Source organism: Caulobacter sp. ALps2, from assembly GCF_058681635.1.
Genome location: NZ_CM178743.1, coordinates 962,621 through 976,182, shown reverse-complemented (window position 1 = coordinate 976,182; position 13,562 = coordinate 962,621). Strand labels below are relative to the sequence as shown.

At 67.7% G+C, this 13,562-nt stretch carries 11 protein-coding genes; 10 read left to right on the top strand and 1 reads right to left on the bottom strand.

What is annotated here, in order from left to right; all coding sequences use genetic code 11:
• The first annotated feature begins 8 nt into the window (after nt 1-8).
• Entirely contained in the window at nt 9-1,607 is a 1,599-nt protein-coding gene (locus ACW173_RS04385) for an adenosine deaminase family protein (protein WP_492083657.1), read from the top strand.
• 129 nt (nt 1,608-1,736) lie between these two features.
• Here the strand turns inward: ACW173_RS04385 and ACW173_RS04380 are convergent, their stop codons facing one another.
• Complete coding sequence (locus ACW173_RS04380; RefSeq protein ID WP_492083656.1) at nt 1,737-2,201, bottom strand: MarR family winged helix-turn-helix transcriptional regulator; 465 nt, start codon at nt 2,199-2,201, stop codon at nt 1,737-1,739.
• Nucleotides 2,202-2,950: 749 nt separating this feature from the next.
• Between ACW173_RS04380 and otsB the strand changes: the two genes are divergently transcribed.
• The 9 genes from otsB (at nt 2,951) to ACW173_RS04335 (ending at nt 13,560) form a co-directional block, all read left to right on the top strand.
• Nucleotides 2,951-3,724, top strand: a complete 774-nt coding sequence (gene otsB, locus ACW173_RS04375) for a trehalose-phosphatase (protein ID WP_492083655.1) — start codon at nt 2,951-2,953, stop codon at nt 3,722-3,724.
• On the top strand, nt 3,721-5,136 hold the full coding sequence (otsA, locus tag ACW173_RS04370; RefSeq protein ID WP_492083654.1) for an alpha,alpha-trehalose-phosphate synthase (UDP-forming): 1,416 nt from the start codon (nt 3,721-3,723) through the stop codon (nt 5,134-5,136). The genes otsB and otsA overlap by 4 nt, the downstream gene beginning before the upstream one ends.
• Nucleotides 5,137-5,366: 230 nt before the next feature.
• Nucleotides 5,367-5,756 carry a hypothetical protein gene (locus tag ACW173_RS04365; RefSeq protein WP_492083653.1) on the top strand — a complete coding sequence of 130 codons (390 nt, stop codon included), beginning with the start codon at nt 5,367-5,369 and terminating at the stop codon, nt 5,754-5,756.
• A gap of 305 nt (nt 5,757-6,061) precedes the next feature.
• Complete coding sequence (locus ACW173_RS04360; protein ID WP_492083652.1) at nt 6,062-7,435, top strand: chloride channel protein; 1,374 nt, start codon at nt 6,062-6,064, stop codon at nt 7,433-7,435.
• Entirely contained in the window at nt 7,432-7,740 is a 309-nt protein-coding gene (locus ACW173_RS04355) for a hypothetical protein (protein WP_492083651.1), read from the top strand. Before ACW173_RS04360 ends, ACW173_RS04355 begins: the two co-directional genes overlap by 4 nt.
• A 305-nt stretch (nt 7,741-8,045) precedes the next feature.
• The gene (locus ACW173_RS04350) at nt 8,046-10,460 is read left to right on the top strand and encodes a TonB-dependent siderophore receptor (protein ID WP_492083650.1); all 2,415 of its coding nucleotides are present in this window, start codon (nt 8,046-8,048) and stop codon (nt 10,458-10,460) included.
• Nucleotides 10,461-10,522: 62 nt separating this feature from the next.
• A complete protein-coding gene (locus ACW173_RS04345) occupies nt 10,523-11,827 on the top strand; it encodes an MFS transporter (RefSeq protein WP_492083649.1) in 1,305 nt (434 codons plus the stop codon).
• Nucleotides 11,828-11,845: 18 nt separating this feature from the next.
• On the top strand, nt 11,846-12,910 hold the full coding sequence (locus ACW173_RS04340) for an LLM class flavin-dependent oxidoreductase (protein WP_492083648.1): 1,065 nt from the start codon (nt 11,846-11,848) through the stop codon (nt 12,908-12,910).
• Nucleotides 12,911-12,915: 5 nt separating this feature from the next.
• Nucleotides 12,916-13,560 carry a cysteine hydrolase family protein gene (locus ACW173_RS04335; protein WP_492083647.1) on the top strand — a complete coding sequence of 215 codons (645 nt, stop codon included), beginning with the start codon at nt 12,916-12,918 and terminating at the stop codon, nt 13,558-13,560.
• Nucleotides 13,561-13,562: the final 2 nt, after the last annotated feature.

Genomic DNA, 13,562 nt, shown 5'->3' with positions numbered 1-13,562 from the left:
GGCAGCGCATGATGTCCGGATCCATGAGGGGCGTCGCGGCCCTGTTCGCCGCCAGCTGCCTGGCGTCCGCCTGTCCGGCCATGGCGGAAACGCCCGTGGACGCCGAGCTGGACGCCCTGTTCGCCAAGGCGGCGGCCTCTCCACCCTTGCTGCGCATCCTGTTGACCAAGCTGCCAAAGGGCGCGGACCTGCATAACCACGCGGGCGGCGGCACCTATGCCGAGGATTTCATCGCCTGGGCCGCGGCCGCCGATGGCTGCTTCTCCAGGTCGACCCAATCCCTGGTGTCGGCTCCCTGCGCCGGCGAAGCCGACGCCGATCGGGTCCCGCTGAAGGGTCTGCCCGAGCGCGACCCCGACCTCTATAGCGACATCGTCGATGCGCTCTCCACCCGCCGCTTCGAGCAGGGCGTGGGAGATCCGCAAATCTCCGGCCACCGTCGTTTCTTCCGCACCTTTGGTCGCTCGGGACGGGGCGGCGGCGAGGATCGCGGCGTGAGGATCCAGGCCGAGGCCCTGCGCCAGGCCGCGCTGGACAATACGCTGTATCTGGAGCTGATGGCCGGCTCGAGCGCCTCGCGCGCGGTCGTCGAGGCCTCGGTCGCCATCCCGTGGGCCGATCCGTGGGTCCAGACCGCCGACGGCTCGCCGCCCCAGCGCCTCGACGCCAAGATCCTGCAGCACCGCCTCGACCAGCTGAAGCCGGCGATCGCCAAGGCCATGCCGGCGGCGACCGCGGGGGCTGACGCCAATGACAAGGCCATCGCCGCCCTCAATCGCTGCGGGACCGCGAGGCCCGAACCAGCCTGCGACGTAACGCTACGCTATCTGCTGTCGATCTCGCGCCAGCGCCCGCCCGAGGTCGTGTTCGGCCAGATGGCCGCCGCCTTCGCCCTGGTGAAGGCCGATCCGCGTTATGTCGGGATCAACATCCTTGAGCCCGAAGACGGCCCGGTGTCGCTGCGAGACTACCGGCTGCACATGCGCCTCTTCGCCTTCTTCAAGACGCTGTATCCCGATGTGCCCCTTACCCTTCACGCGGGCGAGCTGGCGATGGGGCTGACTCCGCCGCGTGACCTGCGTTTCCATATCGCCGAGGCGGTCGAGATCGCCGGGGCTCGCCGCATCGGGCATGGCGTCGATATCGCCTACGAGGACGACGCCGAGAAGGTGCTGGCGCGCATGGCCCACGACAAGATCGCCGTCGAGATCAACCTGACCAGCAACGACGTGATCCTGGGCGTGAAGGGCAAGGACCATCCGCTGGCGCTGTATCTGGCCGCCGGTGTGCCCGTCACTCTGTCGACCGATGACCTGGGCGTCTCGCGAAGCGATTTGACCCACGAGTATATGCGCGCGGTCGTGGAGCAGGGCGTGCGCTACGGTCAGCTGAAACAGATGTCTCGCGACAGCCTGACCTATTCGTTCCTGCAGGGCGCGAGCCTGTGGGATGGTCCGTGCGCGGGCGCCCGCGGCCCGACGCCCTCGGCGGCGTGCGCGGCGGTGCTGGAAACCAGCCCCAAGGCGCGCGATCAGTGGCGCCTGGAGCGCGCCTTCGAGGCCTTTGACACCAAGATGAGGACCATCGTCTCCAAGCTCGCTCCGTAGGGCGCGGCGTCGACCGCCGTCATCCAGACGATGGCGCGCGGCCTTTTACCAGTGCGGGCGGCGGAGGGTGCGAATTTCGCCGAAACTCCAGGGGCATTCGCTAGCGTTCCGCCCTGGTCAGTCGAAGCGCTAGCGGACGGGCCGCGCCGCGCGTCGAGCCGCGGCGATAATGTCGGAGAGGATGTCGGCGCCCTGGCCAAGGCGAGCCAGGTTGCGGCGCGAGATGGCTTCTAGCGCCTCGGCGCCCTCGGGCCGAAGCTCCAAGACCACGCGCCGGCGATCGGCCTCGGAGTCGCGCCTCGCGACCAGGTCGTGCTCGACGAGCCGGGCGACGAGTTCGACGGCGCTGTGGTTCTTGATCATCAGGCTGTCGGCCAAGTCTCCGATCGAGATCGGATCAGGGCCGGGATGGGCCTTGATCGCCAGCAAGGCCTGGTGCTGCTGGCTCGTCAGGCCATAGGTCCTGGCGCCTTCTTCGCTGAACGCGAGGAACTGGCGGATCGCCCGCCGAAACTCGCCCAAGGCCCGATAGTCCTCGGGCGTGAGCGCCTCGTCGTCGGAGAGGGGCTTGGCGGTCGTCGAACGAGGCGGCAACGAGTTTGATCCTGCGTCGCGGAGGCTGCGACGTCGTCGTTCTATCACGGCTGGCGAGTCGTGCGACCGTCGGTCGTTTGACGAATGTATCGTGAAACGATATTTATGACCGATGGCTGTTCTGGACGACGACTTGGCCAGGGGCGCGGGGGCGCCGGCGCGATCCTTTCGGGTCCGGCTCGCGCCGGCGCTTCGCACGCGGCGGTTCTGGTTGACGCTGGCCGGCGCGGGCGCCATGGCGCTCGCGGGCGCGGTGGCCGGCGCCCAGATCAAGCTCGACGAAGGGGAGTTACAGCCTTTGAGAGGGCCGCGCCTGCGGATCTCTCCGGCGGCGACGCTCACTCCAGCGTCACTATCGCGTGACCCGGCGTCCATCGGCCGTCTAGCCTGCTAGGCTCAGCCCACCCGGAGTCCAACACACCGGTTTGGAGCCCTTGGCTCCCGTCGCATCGGGCGACAGGGTTCGCCGTCCTCTCGACGGCCGATCCTTCAATCTGGAGACCTCCTCACGCCGCGCACGGCGTCAAACCTGTCAGGGGCTGTTCATGCGATCACCGATCCCGTCCGGCGAACCTCGCCGTCCTCGCGCTCACCGCGCCAAGCCGCGCCGCAAGTCCGCCGCGACCGTAGGCCGATAAGCCGCATCATCGCCCGACGGCCCGCCCGTCGCTCAACGCCGCCGCGCCTTTCGGCGCGAGCGTGCCGCTGCGTCCGAACCTGCGCTTTCGGCGCCTGCCATGGAGATCGCCATGACGGCCCAGATCATTCCCTTTCCCGACCCCTTTTCGCCGCCGCCCTTGATCGAGACCGCGCGATGCGCGCTGTTCCTGGATCTTGACGGCACCTTGGCGCCGATCGTCGCGCGACCGCAGGACGTGCGCCCTGACCCACGTCGGACCTTCATCCTGCGGCGCTTGGCGGAGCGCCTGGACCGGCGCCTGGCCATCGTCAGTGGCCGGACATTATCGGAGATCGCGGCCATCACCGAGGACGCTGTCGCCGCCTTGGCCGGCGTGCACGGCCTGCAGCGCCGCACCGTCCTGGGCGATGAAATCACCGTCCCGCCCGATCCGGATCTCGGCGAAGCCGCCGCCGTCTTCCAGGCCCTGGCAAGGGCCCAGCCGCAGCTGGTGGTCGAGGAAAAGGGTCTGAGCGTGGCGTTGCATTATCGCGCCATGCCGAGCGCCTGCGAAGCGGTGCGCGACGCCGCGCGCCGTCTCGAGGCGGCCACCAGCCTGGTGATGCAGGAGGGGGACATGGTCGTCGAATTGCGCACGGCGGGCGCCGACAAGGGCCAGGCGGTGGACGCTTTCATGGCCGAGTGGCCGTTCAGAGGCGCGCGGCCGATCTTCGTTGGCGATGACCTGACCGACGAGGACGGCTTCCTGGCCGCCGAAGCGGCCGGTGGCTATGGGGTGCTGGTCGGCCGTCCCGGGCGTTCGTCCGTCGCGCGTCATCGCCTGCCCGATGTGGCGGCGGTGCTCGACTGGCTGGAGGCGGCGACCGCCGAGCGCGCCTCGTGAGCCGGCTGATCGTCGTCTCCAATCGTGTCAATCCGCCAAGCGACGCGGGCGTGGGTACGGCTGGGGGACTCGCCATGGCCCTGGCCGCGGCCTTGCGGGAATATTCCGGCGTCTGGTTCGGCTGGAGCGGCGAGACCATCGAGACCTTCACGGGGCAGATCTCGATGCAGAAGATCGGCGGCGTAACCGTCGCTCTCGTCGATCTGGAAGAGCAGGATCGGGAGGAATATTACGACGGCTACGCCAATCGCACGCTGTGGCCTCTGTTCCATTCCCGGACGGACCTAGCCGCGTACGAGCGGTCGTTCGGCGAGGGTTATGAGCGGGTCAATCGCCGGTTCGCGGAGACCTTGGCGCCGTTGATCGGTCCAGAGGATGTGGTCTGGATCCATGACTATCATCTGATCCCGCTGGCCGCGGAATTGCGCCGCCTGGGCGTGGCCAATCGCATCGGCTTTTTCCTGCACATTCCCTGGCCGGGTCGCCGGCAGCTGACCACCTTGCCCCAGCACCGCCAGTTGGTGGAATCGCTGCTGTCCTACGACTTGGTCGGCTTTCAGAGCCGCGACGCCCTGGAGGCCTTTGGAGACTATATCAGCCGCGAGCTGGAGATGATCATTCATGACGGCGCGATCATCCACGATAGCCGCCGGACGCGGATCGGCGCCTTCCCGATCGGTATCGAGGCGGCCGCCTTCGCCGAGCTCGCGACTCAGGATGTGGCCCGCGAGACCTTCGAGCGCATCCGCCTCAGCCAAGCGGGCCGCAAGATGATCCTGGGCGTGGATCGTCTCGACTATTCCAAGGGGTTGGAAGAGCGGTTCCTGGCCTACGAACAGCTGCTGGCCGATCATCCCGACTGGGCCGAGCGGGTGTTCCTGCTGCAGATCGCCACCCCCAGCCGGGACGCCGTCCAGGCCTATCAGGAGATCCGCGCCCGGCTCGACGGAGTTTCGGGGCGGATCAACGGGGCCTACGCCACGATAGACTGGGTGCCGATCCGCTATGTCAACCGCGCTCATCGGCGCGATGAACTGGCGGGGATCTATCGCGCCGCTCAGGTCGGCCTTGTCACCCCGCTTCGCGACGGCATGAACCTGGTGGCCAAGGAGTATGTCGCGGCCCAGGATCCGGAAGATCCCGGCGTCCTGGTGCTATCGCGCTACGCTGGCGCGGCCGAGCAGATGGAAGACGCCCTGATCGTCAATCCGTTCAGCCGGGAGGAGACTTCCGAAGCGCTTGGCCGCGCCCTGGCCATGCCGAAACGTGAACGGATCACGCGGTGGCGGCGGCTCATGGATGGGGTTCTCCGCGACGATGTCGCCGCCTGGCGCGATTGTTTCGTCGCGGCCCTGCGGCTGGACGCGGGTGGCGATGTCGCGGAAGGCGGCGGTAACCGAAAAGCATCGTGATGCGATATTCATCTGGGGAAAGACCGCCGATGAGCGATCTTGATCGGGTGGACGCGCGCGAGATGGTCGTTGCGTCCGTGAGCGGTCTGGGGCGTCAGCGCGCCGGCGCCAACCCATGCCGCGACCATCCGGCGGGATTGGGCCAGCCCTTCGCGGATCTCGGGACGCCCTCTTTTCAAATCGCGCCTTCACGCCGGGATCAACGTGTCCGCGCGGGCGCGGAATTCTAGATGCCGCGTCGCGAAAATCCGGGGTTCGACGAGGACGTCGTGCGGTTCGTCCTGAAGGACCTTCGCACGGTCTGGACGCTCGAGCTCCTGCTTCTGATGCGCGGCGGGCCGGAGAAGATCTGGACGGCGGCGGCGCTGACGGGAGAATTGCGGGCCAGCCTGCCGATGGTCGAGGACATTCTTCGGCGGCTGGAGATCCTGCGGCTGATCGGGCGCGAGGGAGAGGACTGGACCTATCGGCCCGCGACCTCCGATCTCGACAGCCTTTGCGCGCGCGCCGAAAGCGCCTATCGGCAAAAGCCGTTCGCGATGATCAGCATGATCGGTCGCGGCGAAAGCGTGCTTCGCGATCTCGCCAACGCCTTCCGGTTGCGGGACGAGGCGCCATGAGCCTCCTGGCGCCCAAGCTCGTCTATCTCCTTTGTCTGGCGACCAGCCTAGTTCGCGCCGGGCTACTGGCGCGGGCCTATCGCCGCGCGAGGGGGAGGTTGTTGCTGTGATGCGCGATCAGCTTCTCGCTTTTCGCCCTCAATAATCTCCTGCTGGTCGCCGATCTGCTGATCTTCCCGACCCACGACCTTTGGGCCTGGCTTGACCCGGATCGCCGCCACCTTTACGGCCTGAAGCATCGTAAGGCGATGTAATCGTCTTTCGCCTTCACCAATCTGGCGCGCACGCGCCGAAAGTCGCTGCCCATGAACTTGCCCTTCGAGACCCTTGGCCGTCAGCGCAAGCTGGTCAGCCTGCGGGCGCGACGCTCCATGCGTACGGGCGCGGTGGTCGCGGCGGCGGTGGCGGCGGGCGCGGCGGCGGTCGGCTTCGCCAAGCTCTGCGACGCGGCGATGGCGATGCATGCGAGCCTGATCGCGGGGCGGCCATGGCTGGGCCCGCTGTTACTGGTCGCGGGGTTGCCGCTCTGCGTCTTTCTCATGCGCCGCCTGGCGCCGGCCGCCGCCGGGAGCGGCATTCCCCAGGTGATCGCCGCCGGCGAAATCGGCCGGGGGCGAGGCCTGGACGGCGAGAAGATCCACGACGAACGCGTCTCGATCCGAACGGCGCTGGTCAAGGTGGCCCTGGCCGCGCTGCTATTGGTCTGTGGCGGCTCGATTGGCCGCGAAGGGCCAACCGTTCAGGTGGTCGCCGCGGTCATGGTGTTTCTGACCGGCTGGCTTCGCGGGGGACCGGGGCGACGCACCCTGCTGATCGCCGGCGGCGCGGCGGGTGTGTCGGCTGCGTTCAACACGCCCATCGCCGGCATCGTCTTCGCCGTCGAGGAGCTCGCGCGCGGTTTCGACAAGCGCGCCAACACCGTCGTCATTCTCGCGGTCGTCTCGGCCGGCGTGGCCGCCTACGGCCTGGGCGGCAACTACGCTTATTTCGGTGACATGTCGGGCTCGGCGGGCTGGAATGCCTGGATGAGCGCGGCGCTGATCGGCGTCGGTTCGGGCCTGGCCGGCGGACTGTTCTCACGGCTGATGGCCGCCGTACTGGTCGGCGAAAATCCCGTCCGCCGCTGGAAGGAGGCTCGCCCGATCCGCTTCGCCGCTATCTGCGGACTCGTCGCGGCGGGCGCGGCCGTGCTCAGCAACGGCGTGACCTACGGCGCGGGCTATGCGGAAGCCAAATCGCTACTGTTTGGGCGCTTCGCCTCGGGTTGGGGCTTGGCGGTGGGCAAATGGCTGGCGACCCTGTCGGCGGCCGCGAGCGGCGCCCCAGGCGGCATCTTCGCGCCGTCCCTGGCCACGGGCGCTGGTCTTGGCGCGCTGTTCGCTCACGTCGCGCCGTGGGCCGGGAGCCGCGAAGCGGTCACCCTGGGCATGGCCGGCTATCTGGCTGGCGTGGTTCAGGCGCCGCTGACCAGCGCGGTCATTCTGATGGAGATGACCCGCGATCCGGGCTTGGTGGGGCCCTTGCTGCTGTGCGCCCTGATCGCCCGGCGTTGTTCGGAGGCGGTCGCGCCGACGCCCCTCTACCATGCCCTCGCGCGTGCCTGGACGCGACCACGTCGAAGGGGCGCGCGGCCAGCCCAGGTCAGGCCCGAAAGCCGATCGGCGGAGAACGGGTCATGACCATTGGAGCCCTGGCGCGCCGCCTGTTGATCATCAGCGCGGCCTTCATGATCGGCGGGATCGCCATAAGCGTGATGACCCGCGACGCCTGGCTGATCGTCGGACACGTCGCCGGCGCGGCGAGCGCCGTCATCGCGGCGATGGCGGTCTTGGCGTCGCTGGCGGCGGGCCTGCGCCGTATCGCGGTCGACCGTCCGGAAGCGACACTCTCGCGGACGGCGTCCATCGCATCGCACGAGCGGGGTCTGACCGGGCTGGATCCCGCGACGGAACCGGCGCGCCCTTCGGCTGTGGATGGACCTTAAGGTCAATGCTGGGCGTCGGCTCCGGCTCGCGTGACCGGCGCCTCGACGGCGGAAGCGTTAAGCGAGCGCGTCGGTCGAGTGGACGCTTTGAGGGGCTTGTGGTTCGCCTTCAGGCAAGTTTCATGGTCATCGAGCGGCTTTTGCGAGCGCTGATGGCTCAACATCCATGCGGGCGCGACATTTTCAGTGAAATGTCACGAACCGCGCCTCGAAGCCGGCCGAGACAGGCGGATGATCGTCTCGAGGCGTCGACCTGGGGATAACCGCCGCAGGCGGTGGGCGCGACGGCCTCGAATGAGGACCGCATGTCGACTTATCGGCTACTGATGGCGGGTTGTTCCGCCCTAGTCCTGCTAGCGCACACGCAGGCTGCTTTCGCTGACGAAAACACCACGCCGTCCGACACCGTCGACGAAATCGTGGTCAAGGCGCGAGACAAGGCCGGGCTGATCGAAAAGCAGCCCAACAATACCGTCTTCGGCATCGACAAGCCGCTGCTGGAGACGCCGCGCTCGGCCAGCTTCGTCAGCGACGTGACGCTGCAACGCTACGGCATCGAGACGATCGACGGCCTGACCGCCGTGTCGCCGGGCACCTACACGGCCAGCTTCTACGGCGTCCCTGGCGCGCTGAACATTCGCGGCACCCTGGCCGAAAACTATTTCCGCGGCTTCAAGCGCATCGAGAACCGGGGCACCTATTCGACTCCGATCGGCGCGGCCGACCAGATCCAGATCGTGCGTGGCCCGCCGACCCCGATCTACGGCTCGGGCAAGGTGGGCGGCATGCTCAACTTCATTCCGAAGTCGGGCCGCAACGAGGGCGGTTATCTGACGGAGCCGACCGGCGAGGTCACCCTGACCTACGGCTCGTACAACAAGAAGAACGCGACGGCTCAGCTGGGCCTGCCGGCCAATTTCGGCGCGGTGACCGGCGGGGTCTACCTCTATGGCGAGGTCGAGGATTCCCACAGCTACTACAAGGGGATCTATCCGCGCCGGCAGACCGGCGAGGTCTCGGCCGACTTCGACCTGGGCAACGGCTGGACGACGGCCTTCGGCGGCATGCTGTACCACTCGGACGGCGATGTTCAGACGCCGGGCTGGAACCGCCTGACCCAGAACCTGATCGACAATCAGACCTATGTCACGGGCCGCGACACGACGCTGAGGGACACCGACGGCAACGGCCGCCTGACGCCGAACGAGATCGGCTTCTATCCGTACTCCAGCGCCATGTACCAGGCGTACTACGGCTTCCCCTCGACCGACGCTCTGCACACGCTGGACGTCGGCGTCGGCACGACCAAGCTGGACCCCCGCACGGTCTATATCAGCGGGGCCGACTTCTCGAAGACCAACACCAACACCTTCTACTTCGACCTCGCCAAGGAGCTGTCGCCCGACAGCGCGCTCAAGCTGCAGCTGTTCTACGACGATCAGGAGAACAAGCGCTTCGTCAGCTATGGCTACCCAGCCTGGTTCGACAGCAAGGTGTGGGAAGCGCGCGCCACCTACAACTTCGCCTACGACACGGGGATCATCACTTCCAAGTCGTTCGTCGGCGCCTCGTATCGAAGCTTCGAGGGGCGTCGTCGCGAGAGCTACAACAGCGGCCTGATCGCCCTGGACCGTCGCGACATCAGCTTTGGCGCCACGCCGACCGACATCATCGACAGCCCCTTCTCGACCGAGACCGGCGCGGGCGTCCAAGGCCTGCAGTGGGAGAACGACAACAAGAGCACCTGGAACCAGGCTGGCGTCTTCGCGATGACCGACATCATGGTCGGCGAGCGTCTGAACCTGATGCTGGGCGGTCGCTACGACGACTACGACGTCAAGTCGAACGACACGGGCTTCCTCAGCTACCAGATCGCCGGCCAGCAGAAGGCCAGCAAGGGCAAGTTCACCTACAGCGCCAGCGCGACCTACAAGGCGCCGGCGGGCATCATGCCCTACATCACCTACGCCAAGGCCTCGGCCCTGGAGATGAGCCAGGCGGGCGACATCGCCCCGGGTCTGGTGGCGGACGCCAGCGACGCCTGGCTGTCCAACAGCGACCTGGCCGAGGCGGGCCTCAAGTTCCAGTGGCTGAAAGGCACGCTGGTCGGCTCGCTGGCGGGGTACCGCCAGAACCGCACCCAGCTGACCGGCATCACCGGCACGCCAACCGGCACTCGCGCCAAGGGCGTGGAGCTGGAAGTGCGCTGGCTGGCCAGCGAGAACTTCAGCTTCACCTTCTCGGGCAACACCCAGCACACGACCGTGAAGGGACCCGACAACTCGTTCCAGTACATCCCGGCCTACACCGCCGGCGTGCCGGGCGCCCAGGCCTATGGCGGCACCTATGTCGTGTGGGCGTTCAGCAGCCTGCCGGGCCGCTCGGGCGACTACGACTACACCCTGATCCCCAAGTCGGTGGTCAGCCTGTACGGCGCCTACACCAGCGACGATCACGACTGGGGCAAGGTCGGCGGCACGCTGGGCGTCACGCACGTGACCAAGACCGCGGGCACCGTCCAGAACGCCGTGACCTATCCCGCCTACTGGGTGGCCAGCGGCAGCGTCTATTACGAATTCGGTCCGTACACGGCCACGCTCAACGTCGATAACCTGTTCGACAAGCTCTACTTCACGCCCGACGCGGACAGCTACGCCAACCTCGGCGCGCTGCCCAGCAAGGGCCGCGAGTGGCGCATGACCCTGTCCCGTAAATTCTAGTTCCCCGCGCGGCGCGTCCCCGCGAGGGACGCGCCGCGAGCTTGCATGGAGGCTCGATGGCGATGTCGACGATCCAATGGCGTTCCTGGACCCTCCTGGGCGCGCTTTCCCTGTTGTTGTTCCTGATCACGGCCTCGACGTTCTCGTCGCTGGGCGTGGTCCTGCCGGCCATGATCAAGGACCAGCAGTGGAGCTTCGCCTCGGCCTTCCTGGGCTTCACCCTGCTGGGCGCGTTCTGCGGCGGCTCGTCGTGGCTGCCGGCCTTGCTGATCCGCAAGATCGGCGTGCGGGCCACGATCATCGCCGGTTCGGCCGTGATGATCGCCGGCTTCCTCTGCCTGACGATGGCCCACGGGCTACCGGTCTACCTGACCGGCACGGCCCTGCTGGGCGTCGGCTACCAGATGATGGCGTTGATCCCGGGCACGCACCTGCTGTCGATGCTGTTCAAGAAACGCGCCCTGCCGTTCGGGGTCTACTTCACGATCGGTTCGCTGGGCGGCGTCGCCGGTCCCTGGATGGCGCTGGTCGGCATGGAGATGGCGGGCGGCGCCTGGCGGCCGTATTGGGCGTGGCAGGCCGTCGCCTCGGCGGTCGTCGGCGCCCTGGCCGCGGCCCTGGTGGGCGGCAAGGCCTGGCTGGAGAGCGCGGCGGTCGAGACCGACAAGGCCGTGGCCGAGGAGGCGGCCGCTCAGCCCGCCGATGCTCGCGTCTACCGCACCCAGGTCGATTGGACGGTCAAGGAGGCGATCCGCACCCCGCAGTTCTACGTGATCGTCGCGGCCTATTTCGCCCACCTGCTGGGCGGGGTCACCGCCGTCAGCCTGGCGCCCAGCCACTTCAGCGAGATGGGCGTGGTCTCGGCCGTGGCGGTCGCGGCGCTGAGCCTGGAATCCCTGATGCAGGTCGTGGCCCGGATGAGCGGCGGCCTGCTGGGCGATCGCATCGATCCGCGTTGGCTGCTGGCGGGCGCGCAAGGGATGATGGCCGCGGGCCTGCTGGCGCTGGCCAGCGCCGCGACCTGGCCGATGATGGTGATCTTCGCCCTCGGGGTCGGGGTCGGCTTCGGCATGACCGTGCTTGCCGTCAGCATCCTGCTGCTCAACTACTATGGCCGGAAGAACAACCTTGAGCTCTTCTCGATGGTCTGCCTGGTTGGGGCTGTCTCGGCGCTGGGTCCGGTGATCGGCGGCTTCATGCGTGACCGCATGGGCGGCTTCGCCCCGACCTTCCAGGTCTTCGCCGCCGTGATCGGCGTGATCTTCGTCGCGGCCCTGTTCATGCGTCCGCCGCGCAAGTCCGTCCAGGAAAACACCGTCGCGCCGGTCCCGGCGCCCACGCCCGCCCTGCTGCGCGACGCGGCCTAGAGTCCGGAGAGTACAGCCATGTTCCACCGTCCTTCCCAACACAAGGACTTCGGGGTCTTTTTGCCGGTCGCCAACGGCGGCTGGATCATCTCGAAGACCGCCCCTGTCCTCGACGGCCTCTACGAACAGAACAAGGCGGCGGCCGTGAAGGCCGACGAGGTCGGCATGGACTTCGTGATGTCGATGGGCAAGTTCCGCGGCTTCGGCGGCGAGACCGACCACTGGGGCACGGCCCTGGAGTCCGTCACCATGATGGCCGGCATCGCCGAGGCCACCAAGAACGTGAAGATCTGGGCGACCATCCACCCCCTGCTGCAGAATCCGGCCGTGGCGGCCAAGATGATCGCCACCCTGGATCACATCAGCGGCGGCCGCGCGGGCCTCAACATCGTCGCCGGCGCCTATCGCGGCGAATTCGACCAGATGGGCGCCTGGGACGACAGCCTGAGCCACGACGATCGCTACGCCTTGACCGAGGAATGGACGACGATCGTCAAGCGGCTGTGGTCCGAGGACAGCGTCGACTTCGACGGCAAGTACTTCCAGATGAAGGACTGCCAATCCAAGCCCAAACCCTTGTCCAAACCGCGCCCGGATCTCGTTTGCGCGGGCATGAGCGACCGGGGCTTCCAGTTCTCGGTGCGCGAGGCCGATATCTGCTTCATCGGCGGCCGCACGCCCGACGAGCGCCGTGACGCCTCGCTGCGCGCCAAGCAGGCCGCGGAGGGCATGGGTAAGTCGATCAAGACCTTCGCCATGTGCACGGTCGTCCATGGCGATACCGACGCGGACGCCGAGGCCAAGGTCGAGCACTACAAGGACGGCGCCGACATGGGCGCGATCCTGGCCATGCTGGAAAGCTGGGGCGTGCCGGCCGAGAAGCTCTCGACCGTCGCCAAGGCCCAGGGCGCGTTCATGACCCACACCGTGGTCGGCTCGCCCCAGACCTGTAGCGCGCAGATCGAGGAATATCTGCGCTACTGCGAGTTGGACGGCTTGATGATGATCTTCCCCGACTATGTCGAGGGACTGACCATGTTCGGGTCCGAGATCCTGCCGGGCCTGCGGGCGGTGTTCTCGTGAATGCGATGACGACCGTCGCGGGAGCCGGGGAGGGGCTGGCCGCTTGGATCGCGCCGTCGCGCACGGCGGTGCTGGTCATCGACATCCAGGTGGACTTCGCCTCGCCCGAGGGCGTGCTGGCCCAGTATGTCGACATGGCCGCGGTCCAGCCCGCCGTGGCCGCCGCCGAACGTCTGGTCGACGCGGCGCGCGCCGCCGGAACGCCGGTGGTCTTCGTGGGTCTCTTCACCGCGCCGGAAACCGACTCGCTGTCCTGGAAGGAGCGTATGCGCCGCCGTGGCGGCGACCCTGACAACGAGAGCGCCCTGTGCCGCGAGGGCGAGGTCGGCTCGAACTTCCACGGACCCCAGCCAGCGCCCGACGAGTTGGTGGTGAAGAAAGCCCGCTACAGCGGCTTCGTCGGCACCAAGCTGGACGCGTGGCTGAAGGCCTCGGGCGTCGACACCCTGGTGGTGGCGGGCCTGACCACCGAATGCTGCGTCGACAGCACCGTCCGCGACGCCTTCAGCCTGGACTATCACGTGTTCGTCGTCGCCGACGCCTGCGCCGCCTACGAGCCCGACATCCACGCCGCCTCGCTGAAGGTGATGGAACTGAACAGCGCGATCCTGACCGATACGGCCCAGGTCGCCGCCGCCTGGAGCGCCTGACC

What these genes read in the sequence shown, in the direction of transcription:
- ACW173_RS04365 (WP_492083653.1), top strand. Translation starts at nt 5,367, where the DNA reads ATGCCGCGTCGCGAAAATCCGGGGTTCGACGAGGACGTCGTGCGGTTC.
- otsB (WP_492083655.1), top strand. Translation starts at nt 2,951, where the DNA reads ATGACGGCCCAGATCATTCCCTTTCCCGACCCCTTTTCGCCGCCGCCC.
- ACW173_RS04350 (WP_492083650.1), top strand. Translation starts at nt 8,046, where the DNA reads ATGTCGACTTATCGGCTACTGATGGCGGGTTGTTCCGCCCTAGTCCTG.
- ACW173_RS04345 (WP_492083649.1), top strand. Translation starts at nt 10,523, where the DNA reads ATGTCGACGATCCAATGGCGTTCCTGGACCCTCCTGGGCGCGCTTTCC.
- ACW173_RS04340 (WP_492083648.1), top strand. Translation starts at nt 11,846, where the DNA reads ATGTTCCACCGTCCTTCCCAACACAAGGACTTCGGGGTCTTTTTGCCG.
- ACW173_RS04360 (WP_492083652.1), top strand. Translation starts at nt 6,062, where the DNA reads ATGAACTTGCCCTTCGAGACCCTTGGCCGTCAGCGCAAGCTGGTCAGC.
- ACW173_RS04335 (WP_492083647.1), top strand. Translation starts at nt 12,916, where the DNA reads ATGACGACCGTCGCGGGAGCCGGGGAGGGGCTGGCCGCTTGGATCGCG.
- ACW173_RS04355 (WP_492083651.1), top strand. Translation starts at nt 7,432, where the DNA reads ATGACCATTGGAGCCCTGGCGCGCCGCCTGTTGATCATCAGCGCGGCC.
- ACW173_RS04385 (WP_492083657.1), top strand. Translation starts at nt 9, where the DNA reads ATGATGTCCGGATCCATGAGGGGCGTCGCGGCCCTGTTCGCCGCCAGC.